This window comes from Flavobacterium sp. WC2421 (assembly GCF_040822115.1).
Taxonomy (GTDB): domain Bacteria; phylum Bacteroidota; class Bacteroidia; order Flavobacteriales; family Flavobacteriaceae; genus Flavobacterium.
In genome coordinates this window covers 3,054,712-3,080,000 of the sequence record NZ_CP162004.1, presented here as the reverse complement: position 1 = coordinate 3,080,000, position 25,289 = coordinate 3,054,712, and the positions used below count along the sequence as shown (strand labels likewise).

17 protein-coding genes (1 of these 17 running past the window's edge) are annotated in these 25,289 nt (G+C 31.5%); 14 read left to right on the top strand and 3 right to left on the bottom strand.

What is annotated here, in order from left to right; genetic code table 11:
* Positions 1-493, top strand: partial view of an NAD(P)H-dependent flavin oxidoreductase gene (locus AB3G33_RS13125; RefSeq protein ID WP_367770268.1) — the 3' portion only. The gene continues 461 nt to the left of window position 1, outside the view; only the last 493 of its 954 coding nucleotides appear in the window; its start codon lies beyond the left edge, outside the window; its stop codon occupies positions 491-493.
* A gap of 79 nt (positions 494-572) precedes the next feature.
* Here AB3G33_RS13125 and AB3G33_RS13120 read toward each other — a convergent pair whose 3' ends face one another.
* Positions 573-3,323 (bottom strand): AsmA-like C-terminal region-containing protein, encoded by a 2,751-nt coding sequence (locus AB3G33_RS13120; protein ID WP_367770266.1) that lies wholly within the window; start codon positions 3,321-3,323, stop codon positions 573-575.
* A gap of 292 nt (positions 3,324-3,615) precedes the next feature.
* Between AB3G33_RS13120 and AB3G33_RS13115 the strand changes: the two genes are divergently transcribed.
* The gene (locus AB3G33_RS13115) at positions 3,616-5,241 is read left to right on the top strand and encodes an amidase (RefSeq protein ID WP_367770264.1); all 1,626 of its coding nucleotides are present in this window, start codon (positions 3,616-3,618) and stop codon (positions 5,239-5,241) included.
* 7 nt (positions 5,242-5,248) lie between these two features.
* Here the strand turns inward: AB3G33_RS13115 and msrB are convergent, their stop codons facing one another.
* Positions 5,249-5,638, bottom strand: coding sequence for a peptide-methionine (R)-S-oxide reductase MsrB (msrB, locus tag AB3G33_RS13110; protein WP_367770262.1), 390 nt, complete (start codon positions 5,636-5,638; stop codon positions 5,249-5,251).
* 16 nt (positions 5,639-5,654) lie between these two features.
* Positions 5,655-6,524, bottom strand: coding sequence for an alpha/beta fold hydrolase (locus AB3G33_RS13105; RefSeq protein WP_367770260.1), 870 nt, complete (start codon positions 6,522-6,524; stop codon positions 5,655-5,657).
* 186 nt (positions 6,525-6,710) lie between these two features.
* Between AB3G33_RS13105 and AB3G33_RS13100 the strand changes: the two genes are divergently transcribed.
* From AB3G33_RS13100 to rpsA, 12 genes are all read left to right on the top strand, one after another.
* Positions 6,711-8,132 (top strand): glycogen synthase, encoded by a 1,422-nt coding sequence (locus AB3G33_RS13100; RefSeq protein ID WP_367770258.1) that lies wholly within the window; start codon positions 6,711-6,713, stop codon positions 8,130-8,132.
* Positions 8,129-9,409 carry a glucose-1-phosphate adenylyltransferase gene (locus tag AB3G33_RS13095; protein WP_367770256.1) on the top strand — a complete coding sequence of 427 codons (1,281 nt, stop codon included), beginning with the start codon at positions 8,129-8,131 and terminating at the stop codon, positions 9,407-9,409. The genes AB3G33_RS13100 and AB3G33_RS13095 overlap by 4 nt, the downstream gene beginning before the upstream one ends.
* Positions 9,410-9,473: 64 nt before the next feature.
* Positions 9,474-11,381: a 1,4-alpha-glucan branching protein GlgB gene (glgB, locus tag AB3G33_RS13090; RefSeq protein WP_367770254.1), complete on the top strand. Its 1,908-nt coding sequence runs from the start codon at positions 9,474-9,476 to the stop codon at positions 11,379-11,381.
* A 172-nt stretch (positions 11,382-11,553) separates the two neighbouring features.
* Positions 11,554-13,953, top strand: coding sequence for a glycoside hydrolase family 31 protein (locus AB3G33_RS13085; protein WP_367770251.1), 2,400 nt, complete (start codon positions 11,554-11,556; stop codon positions 13,951-13,953).
* Positions 13,954-14,045: 92 nt separating this feature from the next.
* The gene (locus AB3G33_RS13080; protein ID WP_367770248.1) at positions 14,046-14,864 is read left to right on the top strand and encodes a M48 family metallopeptidase; all 819 of its coding nucleotides are present in this window, start codon (positions 14,046-14,048) and stop codon (positions 14,862-14,864) included.
* Between the two features lie 144 nt (positions 14,865-15,008).
* On the top strand, positions 15,009-16,316 hold the full coding sequence (locus tag AB3G33_RS13075; protein WP_367770245.1) for an MFS transporter: 1,308 nt from the start codon (positions 15,009-15,011) through the stop codon (positions 16,314-16,316).
* 325 nt (positions 16,317-16,641) lie between these two features.
* Positions 16,642-19,092 carry an endopeptidase La gene (gene lon / locus AB3G33_RS13070; protein ID WP_367774145.1) on the top strand — a complete coding sequence of 817 codons (2,451 nt, stop codon included), beginning with the start codon at positions 16,642-16,644 and terminating at the stop codon, positions 19,090-19,092.
* 171 nt (positions 19,093-19,263) lie between these two features.
* Positions 19,264-20,283, top strand: a complete 1,020-nt coding sequence (gene porQ, locus AB3G33_RS13065) for a type IX secretion system protein PorQ (RefSeq protein ID WP_367770242.1) — start codon at positions 19,264-19,266, stop codon at positions 20,281-20,283.
* A gap of 27 nt (positions 20,284-20,310) precedes the next feature.
* Positions 20,311-20,898, top strand: a complete 588-nt coding sequence (locus AB3G33_RS13060) for a murein L,D-transpeptidase catalytic domain-containing protein (protein ID WP_367770239.1) — start codon at positions 20,311-20,313, stop codon at positions 20,896-20,898.
* Positions 20,899-20,977: 79 nt separating this feature from the next.
* Positions 20,978-21,670, top strand: coding sequence for a (d)CMP kinase (gene cmk, locus AB3G33_RS13055; RefSeq protein ID WP_367770236.1), 693 nt, complete (start codon positions 20,978-20,980; stop codon positions 21,668-21,670).
* 71 nt (positions 21,671-21,741) lie between these two features.
* A complete protein-coding gene (locus tag AB3G33_RS13050; protein ID WP_367770233.1) occupies positions 21,742-22,998 on the top strand; it encodes a nucleoside permease in 1,257 nt (418 codons plus the stop codon).
* Between the two features lie 358 nt (positions 22,999-23,356).
* Positions 23,357-25,138, top strand: a complete 1,782-nt coding sequence (gene rpsA / locus AB3G33_RS13045) for a 30S ribosomal protein S1 (protein ID WP_367770231.1) — start codon at positions 23,357-23,359, stop codon at positions 25,136-25,138.
* The last annotated feature ends 151 nt before the right edge of the window (positions 25,139-25,289 follow it).

The following is a 25,289-nucleotide window of genomic DNA, read 5'->3' as shown; positions in this document are numbered from 1 at the left end:
ATCTGCTGAAGAGTTGATTAAAGAGTTGAATTTAAACACTTCTTTACCCGTTATTTCTGCAGGAGGAGTAAGTACAAAAGCCGATTTAGATAAAATGCTAGGCTTTGGTGCTGTTGGGGTTTCTGTTGGTAGCCCATTTATTGCTTCATTTGAGTCGGGTGTTTCAGAGGAATACAAACAAGCTTGTGTTGATTATGGAGCTAAAGATATTGTTTTAACTAAGAAAATATCGGGCACACCTTGTAGCGTTATTAATACTCCATATGTTAATAAGGTAGGGACACAACAAACTTGGATTGAAAATACTTTAAATAGAAATAAAACCCTAAAAAACTGGGTGAAGATGATTCGTTATATGATAGGATCCAATGCTGTTACTAAAGCAGCTACCGAAGTGACTTACAAAACGGTATGGGTTGCTGGTACAACTATTGAAAACACAACCGAGATAAGTGCTGTTGCTAAAATAGTTGACAAGATTTGTTCGTACTAGTAGGGATCAATTTAAAAATAAAAAAGCTATACTATTAATAACTTATAGTATAGCTTTTTTATTCTAAATTTATTTTGAACTAATTGATTGTATCTGTGATTTCTTCAAGTTCTTCTGATTTTCTTCCAATTTTAATTTTAGGATGGTCTTTGTTTCCAGTAATAACTAGAGGAACTCCAAATATTCCTAAAGGAGGTAAACCTAAGCGCATTTTTAGATTTAGTTTTCCGTCTAGACTTGTTTGTCCTTCAATCCTTGGTCTAAAACCGGCAAATTTAAATTTAAATCGCTCTAGTATTATGATGTTATTTTTAATAGAACTTTTAACATCTACTTTTGTTAATTGTGGATTTTTTATACCTTGATGGTTTGTTTTTTTACTTACAGCATTAAACATTTTCATACCGTATAATTTAACGTCTTTTATAGAAACAACACCTTCACCAGTTAAGGATGGGTATACAGGTTCCATTTTACCATTTAACTTTCCTTTGAGCTTATAATCTAATGAAATTATTCCTTGTGCTTTTTCGGCAGCACTGGCCATTTCTCTAAAGATTTTTATTTCTTTATAGGCTCTTTTAATGTCAAAGTCACTGGCTTTAATGCTGTATTCAAATAGTGCTTTTTTTGTTGAAATTCCTTGGTATTTTGCATTCATAGTAACACTACAGCCTATTAAGTTAAAGCCTGTATTTTCCATCGTTAATTTACCTTTTTTCATTTGGAGGTTTCCCTGTGCATCGTTAAGCGTAAGTCCATTGAAATTAACTTTATTCGCATTAGCTTGAAATCTTAAATCAAAATTTGAAGGTATAAGAATAACTCCTGTTTCTGGTTTTTCGATCTCTATTTCCGTTTTTGTAATATCAGTTGTAGTAGTTGTGTTAGCAGTAGTCGACATGAATTCGTCGGCATTGATATATTTTGAATTTAGTATAAATGATCCTCTCAAGACACCATTTTTGGTTGTAAGAAAATTGAAGACATTTTGTAAATAACCATTCATTTTAAAATCGGATTGACCATATGCTGCCAAAAAGTGATTAAAATTCATTTTGTCTTGATTAATTTTAAAAACGCCTTCTTTTATAAGAAATGGTTTTGGCAAGTATTCCGATACTAAAAGGATGTTTCGTAATTCAAGTTTGCCTTTGTTGTATAGTTTACTATAATTCCCTTTTTCGGCATCACTTTGTTTTCCTTTTAATGCTAGATCTGCTTTAATAAATCCGTCAATATCCAACCCTTTTTGTGAGAAGACCTTGTATATTCTACTAATATCAAGTGTACCTTTGGCTTTTATATCATAACTTAAATCTTCAAAATTAGATAGATCAGCAGTTACAAAAACTGGCTTCCCTTCAAATGTAAATTGAGTAGGTTGTAGTAGTATTTTAAGGTCGCTGAATGTTCCTTTTTGATTGCTGATTTTTGAAACAATATTAATATTTGTAATGGGGTTTGGATAGTATTTTGTTTGGATAAAACCATTTTGCAAATTCAAAGTAACATCCGTAATAGGGAAATTATGATTTTTAGCATCGAATGTACCTTTTGAACTTCCTTTACCAATAAGCATTCCTTTTAATTGTATATCTGGAATTCCGAGTGCAAGATTCAGTTTTTCTAAATCTATTTTAGCATCCATAGTAAGATCAATTTCAGGATTATTGATTCCTTTTACATATAATTTTGTTTTTAAATAATCTTTATTGATGTCTAATGATATGTTTTTTGCATCAACAATCAAAAGATCAGGATTTAAAGAAGGAAGTGAGGTTGAAATATCTAAATTTAGATTGGAAACAGGAAATGCACTACTGTTATAATTGACAAAACCGTCTTTTATTTTTAAATCTAGATTTAAATTTGGTGCTTTGTTTTCTGAGGCAATATAAGGACCTTTAAGCGTAAGAAGTAAGTCTGTTTTTCCTTTAAGTTCTGTTTTTTCAAGCCAAGTAATGTATTTTGGAGGAAATGCAGTAAACAGGTCTTCTAGATTACTATTGGTTGATTTTACAATAAAATCAATATTATACCCATCTTTTAGGAAGTCGAATTTCCCTTTGAAGTCAACTAATAATTTGTTTATTTTTAAATCATTTTGTTCAAAAATAAACGATAATGAGTTTACATTCACTTTTGTAATCAAGTCAGCGTCGACTTTTTTATTCATCAAGTAAGGCTCGTTTTCATAGATGATATTCAATTTGTCAATTTTGGCTTTAGAATATAAATCAAATACGTCCTTACTTAAATCTCCATTTCCTAAATAGTTAAAACCTATTGCGTCAAAATGAATTTTAGTAGATTGATCGTCATAATTAATTTGGCTGTTTTTAACTTCAATTTTTTCTAATTTTAAAGCCGTTTCTTTTTTTTCATCATCTAAAGCTTCTTTGGGTGCGATGTATACATTGTAGTTTGCTTGGCCGTCTCTATTGACTTTTATATTGATTTTGGAATTATTCAAATAAATTTGATCAATATTTATAGTGCTACTAAAAATAAGGCTGGACACATTGATACCAAAAGAAACTTCATCAGCTGTAATAAAGGCTTCTTTTTGATAAGGTGCAGAACCATTTAATTTAAAGTTATTTAGTGAGATTGTTAATGAAGGGAAATGGTGGAAAAAAGAAACTTTTGCTTCAGAATAATTTAGTTCTCCATTTAGTTTGTTATTTGCCTCTTTTTTTATTTCTGTTTCAATCTTTTCTGCGAAAATAAAAGGCAAAATAAACATCAACATAAGAATGCTTATAATTGTTATTCCTATGAATTTTAATGCTTTAATAGCAACGATCCTAAATTTGGTTGAAGACATAGATGAAGACTTATATTTAAAACTTTATTTTGATAAAAAAGTGCAAATGTACTTATAAACACGTTGCTTTTTTTTTTAAATGTTTTTTTTTTCAAGTCATGATATAAAAGATTTTAACTAGATCATTTTGGCTTTATAGTTCTGAAAAATAGTTTTTAATTAATAATTTACACTGGAAACATTTACTTTATAAACTATCATTTTAATTTTAACTATTGTTCATTGTGATATTTTATTGAATTTAACAAAAAACGATTAAATTAGTTTTCTAAAATCTTGTAAATATCTAAATATGAAAAGAAGATCTTTTTTAAGAACTGCAACGTTAGCATCTGCTGGGCTAAGTACTTTATTGGTTACAAGTTGTGCTCAAGGTGAAAAAAAACCGGAAGAAACATTAGCGACAGTTAATATTTCAAATGTTGATTTTGAATTAGATGAAGAAACAATTAGCAGTTTAAGGGAGAAATTATCTTCGGGAAAATTTACTTCGGAACAATTAGTTAGAATGTATTTAGAACGTATAGAATCTATCGATAAGAAAGGATTCACTTTAAATTCAGTTATTGAAATTAATCCTGATGCAATTGCTATAGCAAAGGAGTTGGATGATGAATTGAAGGCTGGTAAAAATAGGGGATCTTTGCATGGAATTCCAATTTTGATAAAAGACAATATAGACACAGGAGATAAAATGCAAACAACTGCGGGTTCACTTGCTTTAGTAGGTAATATTGCAGGTGCTGATGCTTTTGTGATTAAAAAAATAAGAGAAGCAGGAGCAGTATTAATAGGAAAAACGAATTTAAGTGAATGGGCTAATTTCAGATCGACTTCTTCTTGTTCTGGATGGAGTAGTAAAGGTGGACAAACTAAAAATCCTTATATTTTAGATCATAATCCATGTGGTTCTAGTGCAGGATCAGGGGTTGCTGTAGCTTCCAATCTTTGTGTAGTTGCGATCGGTACTGAAACAGATGGATCAGTCGTATGTCCAGCTTCTGTAAGTGGCATAGTAGGGATAAAACCTACTGTAGGTTTAGTTAGTAGAACGGGTATTATTCCCATTTCAAGTACGCAGGATACTGCTGGACCAATGGCAAGAACAGTAACTGATGCTGCAATTTTATTAGGTGCTATGACTGGTGTAGATGAAAAAGATTCAGTAACAAATGAAAGCAACGGAAAAGCATATCATGATTACACTAAATTCTTGGACAAGGAAGCACTAAATGGTAAAAGAATTGGTGTAGAACGAAAACCTCAAGGCAAGAATCAATTTATGCATGAATTGCAGCAAAAAGCAATTGACTTGCTTAAAAGTAAAGGAGCAACAATTATAGAAATTGATTATTTAGATGAAATAGGTAAGTTGGGAGAATCTGAGTTTGAAGTGATGCAATTTGAGTTTAAAACTGGGCTGAACAATTATCTAAGTACTTCAAATAGTAAAGTTAAAAGTTTGAAGGATGTCATTGATTTCAATATTGCCAATGAAAACAAAGCCATGCCATACTTCAAACAAGAAACCTTAATTAGTTCGAATGAAAAAGGAAATTTAACTGATAAAAAATATATTGAAGCACGTAATAAAAGTCACTTTGGTTCCAAAGAGATAATTGACAAAGTCATTTCAATAAATAAATTGGATGCTATTTGTGGTCTTACTATGGGGCCTGCTTGTAGTATCGACATGATTTATGGTGATCGATGGGGAGATGTCTTCTTGACAACTCCCGCAGCTGCTAGTGGTTATCCACACATTACTGTTCCTGGAGGGATGGTTTATGATTTGCCTGTTGGATTATCTTTTTTTGGATTGGCCTATTCAGAACCAAAATTAATAGGAATAGGGTACGCATATGAACAAGCATCAAAAAATAGGACAAAGCCTAGTTTTAAGAAATCATTTCTATAAAATTCTTTTATCCTTTAAAATCTACAGATAAAGAATTTACACAGAATCGTTGTCCAGTTTTTGTTGGGCCATCATTAAATACATGTCCAAGATGACCACCACAATTAGCGCATACAATTTCTGTACGAATCATTCCGTGAGTTTTGTCAAGAATGTATTTTACTTTTCCTGGAATAGAATCATCAAAAGAAGGCCAGCCACAGTGTGCATCAAACTTAGAATTACTCTCAAATAGTGGTTCTGAACAAGCCCCGCAACAGTATGTTCCTTTTTCGTAATGTAAATTGTAAGTACCTGTGTGAGCACGTTCTGTTCCTTTTTGACGTAGAATATGGTATCTCTCTTCGCCTAATTCTTCTTTCCATTGTGCCTCCGTTTTTTCTAAAGGATATTTCATATTATTATTATTATTATTATTGATTTTTAGTTATAAAGGTAATTACTTTTTGCACGACATTATGGTCTCCCAAAATTTTTCGATGCCCTAAACCGTTTGTAATAACTAATTCTCCATTTTGTAAATGTTTATGAATATGAATTCCCGCTTTTACTGGTACTTCAAAATCATCTTGGTCATGTATAACTAGAACTGGTATAGTTGTATTTTTAGCAGCAATATAAGCGGAGTAATTGTTCATTGGTTCGTTATATTTTTTTTCAAAATGCAATTGCATTCTTTTTGCAATATTGGGCTTTAATTTTAGGTTTGAGACAAAGTCATCAATAATATCCTGAACAATATCCCCACTTCCAATAATTGTAGCAGATTTCACTTTTAATCCATTTTTTATAGCATTTAATATTGACATTCCTCCTAAAGAATGACCAATAGCAGCTTCAAATGGCCCGTATTGTTTGTCTATTTCTATTATTGAAGCAATAAAATCAATCATAATTGAGCTATTACCAGGTGATTTTCCATGTGCAGGAGCATCAAAACTTATTGTCGAGTACTCTTCTTTTAGTAATTCATCAGCTATTTTTACTAGTTGTGTACCACGTCCTGACCATCCGTGAACTAATAGTATTTTTTTATCACTTTTACCATATTGATAAATAACAACATGCTTATTTATTTGCGGAATTAACAATGCTTTTTGCTCACTTTTTCGATTCATGTCCCATTCTCTTTTAGGAAGAGTATGTTTTATTGGTGTTGTAAACAGTTTTGCTGCATATAATACAGCTAATTTTGGAGAGATTAGCGAGATAAATTTACTCGTTACTATAATAAGCTTAGGAATTTTTAATTTTTGTTGGTTAATAGAAGTATTTTTTGACATTTCAATAAATTTTTATTAGGGCTTTCATTTTATTTATTTTTTACTAAATTTAGAAAAACATAAAAGTAATATAATTTATAAAAGGTTTTTGTCTTTTATAGGTAATTACCCTAAACTAAGAATTAGCTCTAATTCAAATATTAAAGCCATTCTTTTGTAAATAATTGAAAAAACAAATTTTATAAAATGGAAATATTTCATATTAGTGCAGAATGTTATCCTGTAGCAAAAGTGGGTGGACTAGCTGATGTTGTTGGAGCTTTACCCAAATACCAAAATAATGCTGGACATCAAGTTAGAGTTGTAATACCATGTTATGATACAAAGTTTAGAAAAGAGAATGATTTTGAATGTGTACACTGGGGATCAATAAAATTAGGAAAGTTTAATTTTCCTTTTAGTGTTCTCAAAGAAACTACTGATAAACTTGGTTTTGAATTATACCTTATTGAAATTCCAGAACTTTTTGACAGAAAAGAGGTTTATGGATATGAAGATGATATTGAACGATTTTTATCTTTTCAAATAGCAACTTTAGATTGGATCATAGGTAGAAGTGAAATTCCTGACGTTATTAATTGCCATGATCATCATACAGGGTTGATTCCATTTATGATGTTATATTGTGATAAGTATTTAAAATTACAAAATACACCATCAATGATTACGATTCATAATGGTTTGTATCAAGGTCAATTTGGTTTTGATAAATTAAATTACTTTCCAGAATTTGATCTTTCTCATGTAAAAGTTTTAGAATGGGATAATTGTATTAATTCTCTTGCTGTAGCTGTAAAATGTGCTTGGGCTGTAACTACGGTTTCTCCCAACTACCTTAATGAAATTAATTATTCAGCTAATGGATTAGAATCATTGTTTAATCTTGTTAGATATAAATCAAAAGGAATTTTAAATGGAATAGACACAGAAGTATGGGATCCAGCTAAAGATGTAATGTTAGAGAAAAAATATTCTATCAAAAATTTCGAAAAAGGAAAACAGCAAAATAAAGAAATATTATGTACTCTTTTTAATTTAGATCCTACAAAACCTTTATTTAGTTTTATTGGTCGATTACTGGAAGAAAAAGGAGGTGATTTATTGCCTCATGCTTCAGCTTTAGCGTTATCAGAAAATTTTAAAGAAATTAATATTTTGATATTAGGATCTGGAAATGCAGATATTGAAAATAGATTAAATAGCTTATTGATTGATTATAAAGGAAATTATAATACGTTTATTGGATACAATGAAGAATTAGCTCATTTAATTTATGCGGGAGCCGATTTCTTAATGATGCCATCTAGAGTAGAACCATGTGGTTTGAATCAAATGTATTCTTTGCGATATGGAACAATTCCAATAGTAAGAAGAACTGGTGGTTTAAAAGATACTGTAATTGATTTTGGAGATGATGGTAATGGAATTTGTCATGATCAATCATCTGTTGGAGATATTTGTTACTCCATTAATAGAGCTGTAAATTTATATAAGAATAAAGAGCATTTAAATAAAATTATAAAACGTGGAATGAAAACCGACCATTCCTGGGAAAGAGTTTGTCAAGAATATATAGATATGTATAATTTAATAATCAACAAAATATGAAAGCTAAAAAGAATAATGTTGTTTCAATCATTCTTGGGGGAGGCCAAGGTTCTAGATTATATCCCTTAACCGCAACTAGATCAAAACCTGCGGTGCCTATTGCAGGAAAATATAGATTGGTTGATATTCCTATTTCAAATTGTATGAATTCGGATATTAAAAGAATGTTTGTATTAACACAATTTAATTCGGCTTCTTTAAACGCACATATAAAAAACACCTATACTTTTAATGCTTTTAGTCAAGCTTTTGTAGATATTCTAGCTGCCGAGCAAACTCCTGATAACCCTACTTGGTTTCAAGGAACTGCTGATGCTGTTAGACAATGTATGCCTCATTTTTTAAATCATGATTTTGATTATGCTTTGATACTTTCTGGAGATCAACTGTATCAAATGGATTTTAACGAAATGCTTGATGAACATATAAAACATGGGGCTGATATAACTATAGCAACTTTACCTGTAAACGCTAAAGATGCTCCCGAGTTTGGTATTCTAAAAACTAATAGCGAAAGCTGTATTGAATCATTTATTGAAAAACCAGCTGCTTCATTGTTGCCTGATTGGGAATCAAATGTAAGTGAGCAAATGAAAAGTGAAGGAAAGCATTATCTTGCTTCAATGGGGATTTATATTTTCAATAGAAAATTATTAATTGATTTAATGGCAAATCCTGATACCAAAGATTTTGGTAAAGAAATTATACCGCAAGCTGTTGGAAATAAAAAAATATTAAGCTATCAATATGAAGGGTATTGGACTGATATTGGTAATATTGATTCTTTTTTTGAAGCTAACATAGGTCTTACTGATGATGTTCCAAAATTTAATTTATTTGATAATGAAAATAAAATTTACACTAGACCTAGATTATTGCCTCCATCAAAATTCCGTAATACACTTATTGAGCAATCACTTATTTCAGAAGGTTGTATCATAAGTGCCAAAGAAATTAAAAAATCAGTTATAGGAATTCGTTCTAGAATTGGCGATGAAACAATTATTCAAAACTCCTATGTTATGGGTAATGATTTTTATCAAAGCATTGATATAATGGATGAAGAAAAAGCGAATAATAAAATTTTAATGGGAATAGGGGAAAGATGTTTTATTAACAATGCTCTAGTTGATAAAAATTGTAGAATTGGGAATGATGTTTATATCAATGGAGGAAAGCATTTAGAAGATTTTTCAAATGATTTGTATTCTATCAGAGAAGGAATTGTTGTAATTAAAAAAGGTTCAGTAATACCGGATAATTGCAAAATTAATTAAGTTATTAAACTGTTTTTAAACTAATATTCTAATGAATTAAACATTAGAACTATAAAATTGCCATATGAGTAAAGTTATCACGCATTCTCTTTTTACTGACTTTGATATTAACTTATTCAAAGCTGGGAAACATTATAGACTCTATGAAAAGCTTGGGGCGCATTTGATTGAGTTAGATGGTGTAAAAGGAGTGTATTTTGCCGTTTGGGCACCTACAGCTCATTCCGTTTCTGTAGTTGGAGATTTTAATTTTTGGAAACAAGGAGAACATTTGTTGCAAGTAAGATGGGATTCTTCAGGAATATGGGAAGGTTTTATTCCAAATATTGAAAAAGGAACTACCTATAAATATAAAATTCAATCTAATAATGATGGGATTATTACTGAAAAAGCAGATCCGTTTGCTTTTTATTGTGAGCAACCACCACATACGGCCTCAGTAATTTGGGATTTAGACTACAAATGGGATGATACTAAATGGATGAAATCACGCCAAGACCATAATGGATTAGACAAACCTTATTCTGTTTATGAAGTTCATTTGGGATCTTGGAAACGTCATGCTGAAGAAAATCGTTTTTTGACTTATCTAGAATTTGCTGAGGATTTAGTAAACTATGTAAAAGAAACTGGTTTTACTCATGTGGAATTTATGCCTATAATGGAATATCCTTATGATCCTTCATGGGGTTATCAATTAGTTGGTTATTTTGCACCGACATCTCGTTTTGGTAAACCACAAGATTTTATGGTTTTAGTTGATAAGCTGCATCAAGCTGGGATAGGTGTTATTTTAGACTGGGTTCCATCACATTTTCCTGACGACGCACATGGTTTAGGGTTCTTTGATGGTTCTAATCTTTTTGAACACCCAGATCGAAGAAAAGGATATCATCCTGATTGGAAAAGTTTAGTGTTTAATTATGGACGAAATGAAGTTCGTTCCTTTTTAATTAGTAATGCTTTATTCTGGTTGCAGTACTATCATGCTGATGGTTTACGAGTAGATGCCGTTGCTTCGATGTTGTATTTAGATTATTCAAGAAATGATGGTGAATGGGAACCAAATATTTATGGAGGTAGAGAAAATCTAGATACCATTAGTTTTTTGAAAGAATTTAATGAAGCTGTTTACTCTAATTATGAAGGAGTACAAACGATAGCAGAAGAAAGTACTTCGTTTCCAATGGTTTCAAGACCAACATCTGTTGGTGGATTGGGATTTGGAATGAAATGGATGATGGGTTGGATGCATGATACTTTAGAATATTTTCAAAAAGAAACGGTTTATCGCAAATACCATCAAAATGAATTGACATTTTCGATGACGTATACTTTTTCTGAAAATTTCATGCTGCCTTTATCTCATGATGAAGTGGTGTATGGTAAAAAATCAATTGCTGGCAGGATGCCTGGTGATGAATGGCAAAAATTTGCTAATTTAAGATTACTTTACGGTTATATGTTTACACATCCAGGAACCAAATTATTGTTTATGGGTTGTGAATTTGGACAAAGTGCAGAGTGGAATTTTGAAGGAAGTTTAGATTGGCATTTGTTACAATATCCTTTTCATGAAGGGATAAAGAAATTGATTACTGATTTAAATAATTTATACAAAACGGAACCTGCTTTGCATGAAAAGCAGTTTAATCCAGAAGGTTTTGAATGGATTAATTATTCAGACCATCAAAATGCTGTTTTTTCATTTATTCGAAAAGGAAATAAACCGAAAGAGGATTTGATTGTGGTTTGTAATTTTACTCAAATTGTTCGCCCTAATTATAGAATAGGTCTTCCTAAAAAAGGAAAAATCAAAGAAATTTTTAATAGTGATGCAATAATATATGGAGGTAGTGGTGTAATTAATTCTGATAAATTAACAATTGAATCCTCTCCTTATGACGGAAGGGACTATTCTATTGAATTACTGCTTCCTCCGTTAAGTGTTAATGTTTTCAAGATATCATAGAATTGTTTTTTAATATTGTTGTAAAGTTCAGCTTAATAAAAGGAACTTTACAACAATATTTAATTTCTATTACAACTTTTTTGTGAATAAAGTCCTTATTTTAAAAGGCTAATAGAGATTTTTTGTAGGTTTGGAAAGAAACAAAACATCTTATTAATAATACCACAATTCCATGATTACTAATACAGAATTAGAATATAAAGGGGATCTATACCCATCAAAAATAGTCTCTTTTAAACTGGAAGGGGATTCAATTTATTTTAACACCGATAATAGTGTTGTTTTAAAAGTTACCATTTTAAGAGATAGTTTACTGCGTTTTCGATTTACTACAAAAGGATATTTTAGTAATGATTTTTCTTATGCCATTGATAAAACTCAATTGCATGGATATAATTTTCTAGAGATATCAGAAGAACCAGATTATTACCAAATAGTTACTAGTAAAATAAAATGTGTTATTCAAAAATTAGACATGAGGAAGTCTATTTATGATTTAAAAGGAAATATTTTATTAGAAGACGAGCTTGGTTTTCATTGGGAAGAAAGTTACGAATATGGTGGTAACATTGTAAAGATGAGTAAAGCTTCCAAAGATGGGGAATGTTTTTATGGTCTTGGTGATAAAGCAACCCAAATGAATTTAAAAGGGAAGCGATTAGAGAATTTTGCTACAGATCAATATGCTTTTCAAAAGGATCAGGAACCACTATACAAAGTAGTTCCTTTTTATATCGGATTGCAAAATAAACAAGCCTACGGAATTTTCTTTGATAATACATTTCGAACTTTTTTTGACTTTTGTCATGAGAGAAGAAATGTAACCAGTTTTTGGGCCGAAGGCGGAGAGATGAATTATTATTTCTTTTACGGACCCAAAATGCAAGATGTTGTAACGACTTATACAGATTTAACTGGTAAACCGGAATTACCTCCCTTATGGGCTTTGGGATATCACCAATGCAAATGGAGTTACTATCCAGAGCGTAATGTAAAAGAAGTTGCAGCTAAATTTAGAGAATTACAAATACCATGTGATGCTATTTATTTAGATATAGATTATATGGAAGGATTCCGTTGTTTTACATGGAATAAAGAGTATTTTCCTGATCCAAAAAGAATGGTTGCAGAATTGGCCGAAGATGGATTTAAAACGGTTGTTATTATAGACCCAGGGATAAAGATTGATAAAGAATATGCTGTATATAAAGAAGCTTTAGAAAAAGATTATTTTTGTAAAAGAGCTGATGGTCCTTATATGAAGGGAAAAGTTTGGCCCGGAGAATGTAATTTTCCAGACTATACTAATCCTGAAGTTAGAGAATGGTGGGCAGGATTATTTAAAGAATTAGTTTCGGAAATAGGTGTAAAAGGAGTATGGAATGACATGAATGAACCAGCCGTAATGGAGGTTCCAAATAAAACATTTCCTATGGATGTACGTCACGATTATGACGGAAATCCTTGCAGTCATAGAAAAGCACATAATATTTATGGTACTCAAATGGCAAGAGCTACCTACCATGGAGTAAAAAGATTTGCTTACCCCAAAAGACCTTTTGTAATAACTAGGTCTGCATATGCAGGTTCACAACGTTATACTTCTTCGTGGACAGGTGATAATGTTGCCACTTGGGAACATTTATGGGTTGCTAATATACAAGTGCAAAGAATGTCTATATCTGGAATGGGTTTTACTGGTTCAGATATTGGAGGATTTGCTGAGCAACCTTCAGGAGAGTTATACGCTCGTTGGATTCAGTTAGGTGTTTTTCATCCTTTTTGTAGAACTCACTCGTCAGGTGATCATGGAGACCAAGAACCGTGGGCCTTTGACGATGAAGTCATTGATATTACTAGAAAATTCGTAAGTCTCCGTTACCAGTTATTACCGTATTTATACACCATGTTTTACCAATATATTGAAGAAGGAATACCAATGTTAAAACCATTAGTGTACTTTGATCAAGATGATATTCAAACTCATTATCGAAATGATGAATTTGTTTTTGGAAATCAGATATTGGTTTGCCCTATATTAGAACCTAATGCAATAGGAAGAAGAATGTATATTCCTAAAGGGGAATGGTATAATTACTGGACTAATAAAATAGTAAAAGGAGGAAAAGAAATGTGGGTAGATACTCATTTTGATGAGATTCCAGTTTTTGTCAAAGCGGGTTCGATGATTCCTAAATACCCTGTTCAACAATATGTAGGTGAATTAGAATTTGATGAATTAACTTTAGATTTATATTATAAAAAAGGAAAAGAAAAATCAGTTGTTTATGAAGATGCTCAAGATGGGTATGATTATAAAAAAGGCAGATATAGTTTTTTAACTTTCAGAGTAACTGGAAAGGAGAAAGAACTTAATATTCAACAACATAAAGAAGGGAAATATGACACTAATTATTCTAAGTATAAAATAAACCTTATTGGATTACCATTTAAAGTAAAAAGTATTGAAATCGATAACGAAGAAGTTTCATTTAATAGCTTGGCTTTTGAAATTAATGATTATCTAATTGTAGATAAGGAATTTAATGTTTTGCACATTACTGGAGAATAAAGAAAACAATAAAATTGATACAATTGCTTTTAATTTTGTAACTCATAAACTTAGTTAAAATTGTATTTTTGTTTTTATTAAAATCTAATATCATGAAAAAACAGTCAATAATAGCAGGAATTTGTACGCTAGGTCTATTCATCTCTTGTGCGACCAACCCTCTTACAGGGAAAAAAACATTAAATTTTGTTTCTAATAGTGAATTATTCCCTTCTTCTTTTCAGGAGTATGGAACTTTTTTGAAAGAAAACAAAGTAATTACTGGAACTGCAGATGCTAGAAGAGTGGAAACAGTAGGTATGAAAATTAAAGTGGCTGCTGAAAAATATTTGGCTTATCTAGGTCAAACTCAATATTTAAATGATTACCGTTGGGAATATAAATTAGTTGATAGTAAAGAAGTTAACGCTTGGTGTATGCCCGGTGGAAAAATCGTTGTTTATTCGGGGATTTTACCCATTACCAAAGATGACGCTGGTTTAGCAACTGTTATGGGGCATGAAGTTTCTCATGCACTAGCAAATCATGGAGCACAACGTATGAGTGTATCACAACTTCAGAGTCTTGGCGCTGTAGGTGTTGCTGTTGCAACTGGTAGTCAAAGCGCTGAAAAACAACAAATGTGGCAACAATATTACGGTATAGGTTCACAAGTAGGAGTAATGTTGCCTTACAGTAGAAGTCATGAAACCGAAGCTGACAAAATAGGCCTTACTCTTATGGCTATTGCAGGTTATAATCCAGATGATGCAATTTCATTTTGGACAAGAATGGCTGCAAGTTCTAATGGTCAAGCACCACCTGAGTTTTTAAGTTCACACCCTTCAGATGCAACAAGAATTGCCAATTTGAAAGCAATGGTTCCGGAAGCTAAAGCAACGGCGGCAAAATTTGGAGTTATTTTCAGATAAAAAAATATATTTTAATAGATAATGGAAAGCCAATTCAACTGAATTGGCTTTCTGTTTTTAACAAATCATTATTATTACAAAGTTTATCCTGATTTATAGTTTAAATACTCAAAAAATAAATAAATTCGTTTTAAAAATATTTATATGATAGCTTTACAAAAAGGAGATAAGAAGTTAATAAACGCTTGGGCATTTTATGATTGGGCAAACTCAGTGTACAGTCTGGTTATTGCAACTGCAGTATTTCCCATTTATTTTGAATCTGTAACCAGTGATAATAATGGTATTGTCCATTTTTTGGGTCTGGAAATTAATAACTCCTCTTTGCTATCTTATTCATTATCAATTTCTTTTTTAATAGTTGCATTTCTGTCACCTATACTATCCGGCATAGCTGATTATACGGGTAATAAGAAACGTTTTATGCAGTTTTTTTGTTATTTGGGTTCGTTTTCAGTTATGGGATTGTTCTTTTTTAAAGGACAGGATACACTATGGATAGGTGTTTTAGGAACTATTTTGGCTAGCATTGGATTTTGGGGAAGTATTGTTTTTTATAATTCTTATTTGCCAGAAATTGCTTTTCCAGAGCAGCATGACCGTGTGAGTGCGAAAGGTTTTATGTTTGGTTATTTTGGATCTTTAATTTTGTTAGCATTTAATTTAACCATGGTTATGATGCCTGAATGGTATGGAATAACTGATTCGTCGATACCAGCGCGAATTTCATTTCTATCAGTAGGTATTTGGTGGATGGGTTTTGCTCAAATTACTTTTCATTATTTACCTAATAATGTATTTCATAAAAAACCAGAGAAAGATTTTATATTTAAAGGATTGAGAGAACTTAAAGTTGTTTTTAAAAGCTTGAAAGAACTTACTAGGTTAAAACAGTTTTTAACCGCTTTTTTTCTTTACAGTATTGGTGTTCAAACTGTAATATTATTAGCAGGTATTTTTGGTAAAAAAGAATTAGGGATTACTACAAGTAAATTAATCATAATCATTTTATTAATCAATGTTGTAGCTATATTTGGCGCTTTTTTATTTTCTAGAATATCCGAAAAAATAGGGAACATAAAAACCTTAAAAATTACAATTGTAATTTGGGGTTTTATTTGTTTTGCGGCGTATTTATTAGATGCTAAAAGTCAATATATTGATCTTCAATTTTATGCGCTTGGAGGTACGATTGGGATGGTTTTAGGAGCAATTCAATCCCTTTCAAGATCAACATATTCTAAACTATTACCTGAAACGGAAGATCATGCCACTTACTTTAGTTTTTTTGATGTTACAGAGAAAATCTCGATTGTAGTAGGAACCTTTATTTTTGGTTTTGTAGCTTCGATTACAAACTCAATGCGAAATTCGTTTTTTATATTAGCCATATTCTTCGTATTAGGTTTTATAGTTTTGAGTTTTATGAAAAAGAGTGATGAAACAGTATAAATAATTATTTTTAATCTCTTTACAAAAAGTCATTTATAATAATATAAAATAAACTTCGTATTTAAAATTCTATCAATATGACCTTTTTCTTTTTACTAAAGTATTAGGAAAAAAACATCATAAATCAACTATTTAATAGTTGATTTATCACCAATATTTACAATTTTGATTACTGCTTATTTCTACAATGGCATAATGATTGCATTTTTTATACAACTAATGAATAACAAAGGATAATACCAGTTATATTGGTATTTAAAGTGTTTAAACTCTTTGTTTATTCATAAGATTAAAATTTTTAATGACAAAAAGACTTAAATATACTATGTCAAACCATAAAATACTTACAATTGACAATCTGTCACTACAAGAATTCGACTCAGAAGCAGAATTAATTCCATTATTGACTCCAGAAGATGAGGAGGAAATGATAAATGAAGAATTACCAGATTCGCTATCTATTTTACCCTTAAGAAACATGGTTTTATTTCCTGGTGTTGTAATTCCTATTACTGCAGGGCGTGATAAATCAATTAAATTAATAGATGATGCAAATGCTGTTGGTAAAATTATTGGTGTAGTTGCTCAAAAGAATGAAGAAGTTGAAGATCCTACAAAAAACGATATTCATACGATAGGAACCGTAGCAAGAATTTTACGAGTTTTAAAAATGCCTGATGGTACTACAACAGTTATTCTTCAAGGGAAAAAGAGGTTTGAAATAGATACTGTGGTTTCTGAAGACCCTTATATTACAGCAACTATTAAAGAATTTGAAGAGAATAGACCAGAAAAAAAAGATACCGAGTTTTTGGCTATTTTAGATTCTGTCAAAGAACTGGCAATTCAAATAATTAAAGAGAGTCCAAATATTCCAAGCGAAGCTACATTTGCAATCAAAAATATTGAAAGTCAATCTTTCTTGATCAATTTTGTGACTTCTAATATGAATTTATCTGTCAAAGAAAAACAAGATTTACTAGAAGTTAATAATTTGAAAGACAGGGCTTTGGAAACTTTGCGTTACATGAATATTGAGTTGCAAAAATTAGAACTCAAAAACGATATTCAATCTAAAGTTCGTTTTGATTTAGATCAACAGCAAAAAGAATATTTTCTTCATCAACAAATGAAAACCATCCAGGAAGAACTGGGAGGTGTTTCACAAGAAGAAGAAATGGACGAAATGCTTCAAAAGTCGAAGACTAAGAAGTGGGACGAGAAAACACAAAAACATTTCGAAAAAGAATTGTCAAAAATGCGTCGAATGAATCCACAAGCGCCAGATTTTGGAATTCAAAGAAATTATTTAGAACTGTTTCTTGAATTGCCTTGGAATGTGTATTCTAAAGATAATTTTGACTTGAAAAGAGCTCAAAAAATTCTAGACCGAGATCATTTTGGTTTAGAAGACGTGAAGAAAAGAATGATTGAGCATTTGGCCGTTTTGAAATTGCGAAATGACATGAAATCACCTATCATCTGTTTAACAGGACCTCCAGGTGTTGGTAAAACCTCCATTGGTAGATCTGTTGCAGAAGCCTTAGGTAGAGAATATGTTCGAATTTCACTTGGAGGGTTACGTGACGAAGCGGAAATTAGAGGACATAGAAAAACCTATATTGGTGCAATGCCAGGGAGAATTATTCAGAGTTTAAAAAAGGCAGGTACATCAAATCCAGTATTTGTTCTAGATGAGATTGATAAATTAGCTAGCGGGAATCAAGGGGATCCGTCATCTGCTTTACTAGAAGTATTAGATCCGGAACAAAACAATTCATTTTATGACAATTTCCTTGAAATGGGGTATGACTTATCAAAGGTGATGTTTATTGCTACCTCTAATAATTTAGGAGCAATTCAACCTGCGTTAAGAGACCGTATGGAGGTAATTAAAATGTCGGGTTATACAATTGAAGAAAAAGTAGAGATTGCACGTCAGCACTTATTTCCAAGACAGTTAAAAGAACATGGATTAACATCCAAGGATTTAACTATTGGAAAAAAGCAATTAGAAAAAATTGTTGAAGGATATACTCGAGAGTCTGGAGTACGTGGATTGGAAGCTAAAATTGCTCAGGTTATTCGTAATGCAGCAAAATCAGTTGCAATGGAAGAAGAATATAACAAAAAAGTAACTGATGCTGATATTGTAAAAGTACTAGGAGTTCCTAGATTAGAAAGAGATAAATACGAAAGTAATGATGTTGCTGGGGTTGTAACTGGACTTGCATGGACAAGTGTTGGTGGTGATATTTTGTTTATTGAGTCACTTATTTCTCCTGGTAAAGGAACGATGACAATTACTGGAAATTTAGGTACAGTAATGAAGGAATCGGCAACTATTGCGTTAGAATATATTAAAGCAAATACTGAACTTTTAGGTCTTAATCCAGATATTTTAAAAAATCACAATATTCACTTGCACGTTCCAGAAGGAGCAACACCAAAAGATGGTCCAAGTGCTGGAATAGCGATGTTAACGTCTTTGGTTTCCTTGTTTACACAAAAGAGAGTCAAAAAACATTTGGCTATGACGGGTGAAATTACATTAAGAGGAAAGGTGTTACCTGTTGGAGGTATAAAAGAAAAAATATTAGCTGCTAAACGTGCTGGTATTAAGGAAATTATTTTGTGCCATGAAAATAAAAGCGATATTGACGAAATAAAACCAGAATATATTGAAGGGATGCACTTCCATTTTGTAAAAGAAATGAGCGAAGTTTTAAAAATTGCAATTACAGATCAGAAAGTAAAAAATGCAAAAACCTTGTAAAGACTATTTTTTAATTTAAATAATAATTCCAAAATCAAATCTTAAAATAATTGAGAGATGATTTTGGAATTTTATTTGTTTGGAATTTGGAGATGCAAAATCACCAATTATTGGTATTATAATTTTATCTTCGTTATTGCGTTTTATTTTAAAAAAATAGAAACCTAAAGCATGTTCAAAAAACTTTTTTTATATTTTTTACTTCTTATATGTACTGTTTCTTACGGTCAAATAGGAGGGAAGTATACGTATCAGTTTTTAAACTTAGTTACTTCGCCTAGACAGGCAGCACTTGGAGGGAAAACAATCACTATTTATGATGATGATGTAAATCAAGTAAATTTTAATCCAGCAACAATTAATGTAGAAATGGACAACCATTTAGCTATTAATTACGGGAGTTATTATGGGGAGATTACTTACGGGACTGCTTCTTATGCATACACTTATGATCGGCATTTACAAACTTTTCAAGTTGGGGTTAATTACGTTAACTATGGTAGCTTTGAAGGATATGATGAAAATGGTCAAACAACCTCCTCATTTACTGGAAGTGAAACAGCATTGTCTTTTGGATATGCTTATAATGTACCAAACACAACATTATATTTAGGGGCAAATGCTAAATTAATTTCATCCACCTTAGAGAGTTATAATTCGTTAGGAGGAGCAATTGATATTGGTGCTATTTTTATTGACGAAAGGAATGATGTCAATTGGGGGTTGGTTATACGCAATATTGGTACCCAATTCACAACCTATTCTGAAGCTCATGAAAGGTTACCTTTAGAGCTACTTGCGGGAGTTTCACAAGAATTAGAAAATGTACCTATTCGATGGCATTTGACATTAGAGAATTTACAACAATGGAATATTTCTTTTTCAAATCCAGAAAGGACTCAATCTTCAATTGACGGTAGTTCAACTGAAGAAAAAATATCATTTGTGAACAACGCCTTGCGTCATGTAATTTTTGGAGTCGAATTATTCCCAAAAAAAGCATTTAATTTGCGTCTTGGATATAATTTTCGAAGAGCAGAAGAACTACGTATTGTAGAACAACGCAATTTTTCAGGCATTTCGTTAGGTTTTGGATTAAAATTAAATAAATTAAAATTTAATTACTCGTATTCACGTTATACTCTAGCGGGAAATACAAGTTTATTTGGTTTAACGATAAATTTTCAATAGAAGGGTTAATTAAAAATAGGTAAAGAGATGAAGAAGCTATTTATTTTTTTATTTTTTCTGGTATTTGTTTTCTCTAGCTTTAGTAATAAAGACGAAAAAACAGTTGTACAAGAAAAATTGAATTCACAAATTAAGGAAGTAAAAGACCTAGTTAATAGATACTCAAAGTACAATAAAGAAATTGGTTTTTTTATTGATATGAAAATAGAATCAGGAAAATATCGGTTTTTTGTTTGTAATTTGAAAACAAATGAAATTATAGACGAAGGCTTAGTTAGCCATGGTTTAGGTTCTGAAACAGGCATAGAAGGAGAGCTGAAATTTAGTAATGAGAATCATTCTTTTTGTACTTCTTTAGGAAAGTACTCTATAGGTAACAAGTATATTGGTACATATGGGAAGGCGTATAAATTATATGGATTGGACGCTACAAATAGTAATGCATTTAGTAGAAATATAGTTTTGCATCAATTTGAAAGTGTTCCATATGAAGAGCAAGGGCAATTTATTTGTAAGAGTTTGGGTTGTCCAATGGTTAATGAATTGTTTTTTAATAGAATAGGGGAGTTGATTGATCATTCTAAAACAAAAATTATTTTAAGTGTCTATTATTGATATATAAAAATAAGATGTTTTCTTATAAAATTTAGAGCAGCTAGGAGTAGGTTTAATAACATCAAATTAAAATATAAAATTGAAAAAAATTACCATTGCAATTGACGGGTTTTCATCCACAGGAAAAAGTACTTTAGCAAAACAATTAGCCAATCATTTGGGATATGTATACGTGGATACTGGCGCAATGTACCGTGCAGTTGCTTTTTTTGCTATGCAAAATGGCTATATAAGTGCTTCGTTTTTTGACAAAGAAACTTTAATTAATAGTTTGCCATTTATTCGATTAGAATTTAAATTCAATCCAGATTTAGGTTTTGGCGAAATGTATTTGAATGATACTAATGTAGAAACTCAAATACGAACTATTGAAGTTTCTAATTTTGTAAGTAAAGTAGCTGAAATTTCAGAAGTTCGTTCTAAACTAGTGGAGCAACAAAAACAAATGGGAGAGAATAAAGGAATTGTGATGGACGGAAGAGATATTGGTACCGTTGTTTTTCCAGATGCTGAACTTAAGATATTTATGACTGCCAGTGCAACTACAAGAGCCGAAAGACGATTTGCTGAATTGAAGCAAAAAGGCGACAATGTTACCTATGAAGAAGTGTTGAAGAATGTTGAAGAGCGTGATTATATTGATACCCATAGAGAAGATTCTCCCTTAGTAATGGCAGAAGATGCTATAGAAATTGATAATTCACACCTAACACGTGAAGAACAATTTGAAGTGGTGTTGAGTCTAGTAAGTGAAATTACTAAAACGAATTAATTCTTTTGTTTATCACATTTTAAATATTAGATTTACGCCTTACATTTTTTTAAAATAATATAATTCATCTTATGGGTATTAAATACAGACTGATTTTAATGAATTTCCTTCAGTTTTTCATTTGGGGTTCGTGGTTGCTTACAATTGGAGCTTATTGGTTTAATAATAAACATTGGTCAGGTACTGAGTTTGGTATCATCTTTTCAACAATGGGTATTTCTTCTGTTTTTATGCCTGCTCTTACAGGAATTATATCAGATCGTTTTTTAAATGCTGAAAAATTATATGGTTTGCTTCATTTTTTTGGTGCTGCTGCTTTGTTTTTCTTACCGCAAGTAGATAATCCTACCACTTTTTTCTGGGTTATGTTGGTGAACATGTTTTTCTACATGCCTACTATTTCATTATCAATAACTGTAGCTTATAATGCATTAATTGCTAAAGACATGGATGTTGTAAAGGATTATCCACCTATCAGAATATGGGGGACAATAGGTTTTATTGTTGCTTTATGGGTTGTTAGTTTAACGCATAATGAAACATCAGCTAATCAATTTTATATTGCTGGAGTAGTGTCATTAATTTTAGGAATATATGCGTTTACATTGCCTAAATGTCCTCCGTTGTGTAAAGGCGAGAAAAACAGCTCTTTTTCACGAGCTTTGGGTTTAAATGCTTTTGAATTATTCAAACAAAGAAAATTTGCTATTTTCTTTATCTTTTCGATGTTGTTAGGAGCTGCATTGCAGTTGACTAATGCGTATGGAGATACTTATATTCATGATTTTGCCACTGTCGATACCTATAAAAACACTATCGCGGTGCGGTATCCAGCTATAATTATGTCAATCTCTCAAGTTTCTGAAACCTTATTCATATTAGCAATTCCTTTCTTTTTGAGAAAATTTGGAATTAAGTATGTTATGTTGTTTAGTATGTTGGCTTGGGTATTGCGTTTTGGATTATTTGCTTTTGGAAATCCTTCAGATGGACTTTGGATGATTATTATGTCTTGTATTGTTTATGGAATGGCATTTGATTTCTTTAATATTTCAGGTTCATTATTTGTAGAAACACAAACGGATTCGAAAATTAGAGGAAGTGCTCAAGGGATGTTCATGATGATGGTAAATGGTTTTGGAGCTTTGATTGGTAGTTTTGCCAGTGGTTATATCATACAAGAATACTTTACTCTAGTGGATGGTAGTAAAGACTGGTTTCATATTTGGATTACGTTTGCGAGTTACGCTTTGGTTCTAGCTATGATATTTCCGTTTGTTTTCAAATATAAACATGATCCAAAAATTGTAGAGAAATTCAGTCATTAAAAATCATAAAAATAACTCACAACCCGATAACTTTTAAGTAGTTATCGGGTTTTTTTTTGCTGGAAAAAAAAGCATAAAATCCATTTAGCCCCGATGGAGCCGGTATCCTCGCAGCGTAGCGCAGAGATAAAGGCGAGAGCGGGAACGATGCCTGCAAAAAGGCGTATTAATTCGCTGCTGATTCTCAATCGATTATCTTTTTTATATTATTTTGTGGTTTAAGATAAATGTGTTACTTTTGCAGACCTTTTGGTGAATAAGAGTTTCCTTTAGGTATCAATTAATTATACAAACAACTTCTGTTGTTTTCTTTCACTTATGAAACTCGAGAGAATGCAGAATACAAATTTTTATCAGCATGTCTGAACAAATCCAATCACAAGAAGAGTTTTTAGCAAATTTTAACTGGCATAACTTCGAAGAAGGTATCGATCCAGTAGATGAAAAAAACTTATTAGAATTCGAAGAATTAGTATCAAAAACTTTTATCGCTACTGACCAAGAAGAAGTAGTAGATGGTACTGTTGTTAGAATCACAGATAGAGACGTTATCGTTGATATCAACGCAAAATCGGAAGGTGTTATTTCTTTAAACGAATTCCGTTACAACCCAGCATTAAAAGTAGGTGATACTGTTGAAGTATTAATTGACATCCGTGAAGACAAAACTGGACAACTAGTTTTATCTCACAGAAAAGCACGTACTATCAAATCATGGGATAGAGTTATTTCGGCTAACGAAACAGGAGAAATCGTTAATGGTTTTGTAAAATGCAGAACTAAAGGTGGTATGATCGTTGACGTTTTCGGAATTGAAGCGTTTTTACCAGGATCTCAAATTGATGTTAAACCAATTAGAGATTACGATGTTTACGTAAATAAAACAATGGAATTCAAAGTGGTAAAAATCAACCACGAATTTAAAAACGTTGTTGTATCTCACAAAGCGCTTATTGAAGCGGATATTGAAGTACAGAAAAAAGAAATCATCGGTCAATTACAAAAAGGACAAGTATTAGAAGGTGTTGTTAAAAACATTACTTCTTATGGTGTCTTTATTGACTTAGGTGGAGTTGATGGATTAATTCATATTACTGACCTTTCTTGGTCAAGAATTAACCACCCATCTGAAGTTCTTGAATTAGATCAAAAATTAAATGTTGTAATCCTTGATTTCGATGATGAGAAAACAAGAATTCAATTAGGATTGAAACAATTAAACGCTCACCCTTGGGATGCTCTAGATGCTAAATTAGCAATTGGAGATAAAGTAAAAGGTAAAGTAGTTGTAATCGCTGATTACGGTGCTTTTATCGAAGTTGCTGAAGGTGTTGAAGGTTTAATCCACGTTTCTGAAATGTCATGGTCTACTCATTTACGTTCTGCTCAAGATTTCGTAAAAGTAGGTGATGTTGTTGAAGCAGTTATCTTAACTTTAGATAGAGATGACCGTAAAATGTCATTAGGTATCAAACAATTGTCTCAAGACCCTTGGACTGATATCACTTCTAAATATCCTGTAGGTTCTAAACATTCAGGTATCGTTAGAAACTTTACAAACTTTGGTATTTTCGTAGAATTAGAAGAAGGAATTGATGGATTAATTTACATCTCTGACTTATCTTGGACTAAGAAAATCAAACACCCATCTGAATTTGTAAATGTTGGTGAGAAACTTGATGTTGTAGTATTAGAATTAGATGTTGAAGGACGTAAATTATCTTTAGGTCACAAACAAACTACTGCTAATCCTTGGGATCAATACGAAGATTCATTCGCAGTGGGAACTATCCACAACGGAGAGATCTCTGAAATTGTTGACAAAGGAGCTACTGTAGAATTTGGAGATGATATCGTTGCTTTCATTCCTACTCGTCACCTTGAAAAAGAAGATGGTAAGAAATTGAAAAAAGGAGAATCTGCTGATTTCAAAGTAATCGAATTCAACAAAGAATTTAAAAGAGTTGTTGCATCTCACACTGCTATCTTCCGTGAAGAAGAAGAGAAAAATGTGAAAGCAGCTACAGAAAATACTTCTTCAGCTTCAAACTCAACTAATGCACCTGCTTCTACTTTAGGAGATAGCAATGATGTATTAGCTGCATTGAAAGCTAAAATGGAAAAGTCTGAGAAAAAATAATTCTCAATCTTTCTTATAATAGAAAAGCCTCACAGGGATGTGAGGCTTTTTTTTATGTTGTGATTTTTGATTAATTTTTAAAAAGAATTTAGTATTAAATTTGCAGCACAACTTTCAATGTAGTTGGGATTAAGAATATAGTAACGATAGA

What these genes read in the sequence shown, in the direction of transcription:
- AB3G33_RS13120 (WP_367770266.1), bottom strand. Translation starts at nt 3,323, where the DNA reads ATGTCTTCAACCAAATTTAGGATCGTTGCTATTAAAGCATTAAAATTC.
- AB3G33_RS13115 (WP_367770264.1), top strand. Translation starts at nt 3,616, where the DNA reads ATGAAAAGAAGATCTTTTTTAAGAACTGCAACGTTAGCATCTGCTGGG.
- msrB (WP_367770262.1), bottom strand. Translation starts at nt 5,638, where the DNA reads ATGAAATATCCTTTAGAAAAAACGGAGGCACAATGGAAAGAAGAATTA.
- AB3G33_RS13105 (WP_367770260.1), bottom strand. Translation starts at nt 6,524, where the DNA reads ATGTCAAAAAATACTTCTATTAACCAACAAAAATTAAAAATTCCTAAG.
- AB3G33_RS13100 (WP_367770258.1), top strand. Translation starts at nt 6,711, where the DNA reads ATGGAAATATTTCATATTAGTGCAGAATGTTATCCTGTAGCAAAAGTG.
- AB3G33_RS13095 (WP_367770256.1), top strand. Translation starts at nt 8,129, where the DNA reads ATGAAAGCTAAAAAGAATAATGTTGTTTCAATCATTCTTGGGGGAGGC.
- glgB (WP_367770254.1), top strand. Translation starts at nt 9,474, where the DNA reads ATGAGTAAAGTTATCACGCATTCTCTTTTTACTGACTTTGATATTAAC.
- AB3G33_RS13085 (WP_367770251.1), top strand. Translation starts at nt 11,554, where the DNA reads ATGATTACTAATACAGAATTAGAATATAAAGGGGATCTATACCCATCA.
- AB3G33_RS13080 (WP_367770248.1), top strand. Translation starts at nt 14,046, where the DNA reads ATGAAAAAACAGTCAATAATAGCAGGAATTTGTACGCTAGGTCTATTC.
- AB3G33_RS13075 (WP_367770245.1), top strand. Translation starts at nt 15,009, where the DNA reads ATGATAGCTTTACAAAAAGGAGATAAGAAGTTAATAAACGCTTGGGCA.
- lon (WP_367774145.1), top strand. Translation starts at nt 16,642, where the DNA reads ATGTCAAACCATAAAATACTTACAATTGACAATCTGTCACTACAAGAA.
- porQ (WP_367770242.1), top strand. Translation starts at nt 19,264, where the DNA reads ATGTTCAAAAAACTTTTTTTATATTTTTTACTTCTTATATGTACTGTT.
- AB3G33_RS13060 (WP_367770239.1), top strand. Translation starts at nt 20,311, where the DNA reads ATGAAGAAGCTATTTATTTTTTTATTTTTTCTGGTATTTGTTTTCTCT.
- AB3G33_RS13050 (WP_367770233.1), top strand. Translation starts at nt 21,742, where the DNA reads ATGGGTATTAAATACAGACTGATTTTAATGAATTTCCTTCAGTTTTTC.
- rpsA (WP_367770231.1), top strand. Translation starts at nt 23,357, where the DNA reads ATGTCTGAACAAATCCAATCACAAGAAGAGTTTTTAGCAAATTTTAAC.